This is a genomic window from Peribacillus sp. P4_C12, from assembly GCF_056402095.1.
Genome location: NZ_JBFUIB010000735.1, coordinates 1 through 1,515 on the forward strand (window position 1 = coordinate 1; position 1,515 = coordinate 1,515).

2 protein-coding genes are annotated in these 1,515 nt (G+C 36.1%); both read left to right on the plus strand.

Annotation, left to right across the window (positions count from 1 at the left end; translation table 11 throughout):
* The first annotated feature begins 37 nt into the window (after window positions 1-37).
* Window positions 38-871, plus strand: a complete 834-nt coding sequence (locus AC1DUW_RS28510) for an alkaline phosphatase family protein (protein WP_053346233.1) — start codon at window positions 38-40, stop codon at window positions 869-871.
* 116 nt (window positions 872-987) lie between these two features.
* Window positions 988-1,515: ABC transporter permease (locus AC1DUW_RS28515; protein ID WP_477644142.1), on the plus strand; the 528-nt coding region annotated here is incomplete at its 3' end.

Consider the following 1,515-nt stretch of genomic DNA (forward strand, 5'->3'; position numbering starts at 1 on the left):
CAATTACCACAGCTTTGGCAAGAAGAGGTGTTAGTCCATGTCAAATAAAGTAATAGCAATTATTGTTGATGGTATGAGATATGATAAAGCATGTGAGGCTCTTGGATTTATTCAACATCTAGTTGAAACAAATCAGGCAGCACTTTACAAAGTAAAGTCGGAACTCCCAAGTCTTTCCCGTCCATTATATGAGGTGTTACTAACGGGTACAGCGGCATCAGTGAACGGAATTACGTCCAATCAAGCCGTTCGCCTATCTACTGAGAAAAGTCTCTTTCATCTTACGAAAGAAAACGGCTTAAGAAACGGAACGGTATCTTATTACTGGGTAAGCGAACTTTATAATCGCGCGCCATTCCATTTTATTGAAGATCGTGAGCAAGAGGATGAATCTAAGCCGATTCAAAATGGAAAATTTTATTGGGATGATGACTATCCAGACAGCCATGTGTTAATGGATGCAGAAGCTTTGCGCAGAAAGTATGACCCACACTTTTTATATATTCATCCGCTCGGTGTAGATGTAAAAGGAGAAATTTTCGGTTCGGAATCGAAAGAATATCGTGAACAAATCTTAAAAATGGGAAGCTTGTTGGCACAACTTTTGCCAATTTGGATCAAAGAAGGTTACCACATTTTAATTACATCTGATCATGGCATGAGTGAATATGGCAACCATGGCGGCATAACTGATGGTGAGCGTGATGTACCGCTCTTTATCATGAGTCCAAAAGTTGAGCCTGGCGTTTACAGTGAAGTAGTTCCGCAATTAGCTTTTGCACCGCTCGTTTGTGAACTTTTAAATATTGAGCCGTCCAATAAAATGATTTCATATCAATTTCCAGGTCTGAAAGGAAAAAATACCCTTTAAAAAAGATACACTATTCAACATTATAATGAAGAATGAAGGTTGACGGGAATTGGTTTAACGAACGTACTGTTAAACCAATTCCCAAATTGTTAGAGAACAAAGAGGAGCGAGAAGTCTTGCGAAAAATAAAAAAACAAAAAATTTACTTATTAGCTCTTTTACTGCCATTTATTTTGTTTGTGATTGGATTTGAAATAGGACCATTAGTGGCAATGATTAAAAATAGTTTTTATGCAGACAATGGAATTCAAGTTACGATTGATCAATATATCACCATATTTAAAAGTAAATTTTACTTACAAGCCATTCAAAATAGCCTTGTCATTTCTTTATTTTCTGCTGTAACTTCTGTGATTATAGCAGTCATTGCAGCCTATTCGATTACAAAGTTCTCACAAAAAATACAAAATCGCTTACTGATGATTGCCAATATGACGTCGAACTTTGAGGGTATTCCCCTTTCATTTTCATTTATTATTTTACTTGGAAACAATGGGTTGTTTACGTTGCTTTTTTCAAAGATTGGTGGGGATGTGTTTGCGGATTTTAATTTATATTCATGGACAGGCCTCATTCTTGTTTATATATATTTTCAAATTCCGCTTGCTATTATGCTCATCTACCCGTCTTATCAAGGAATTAAG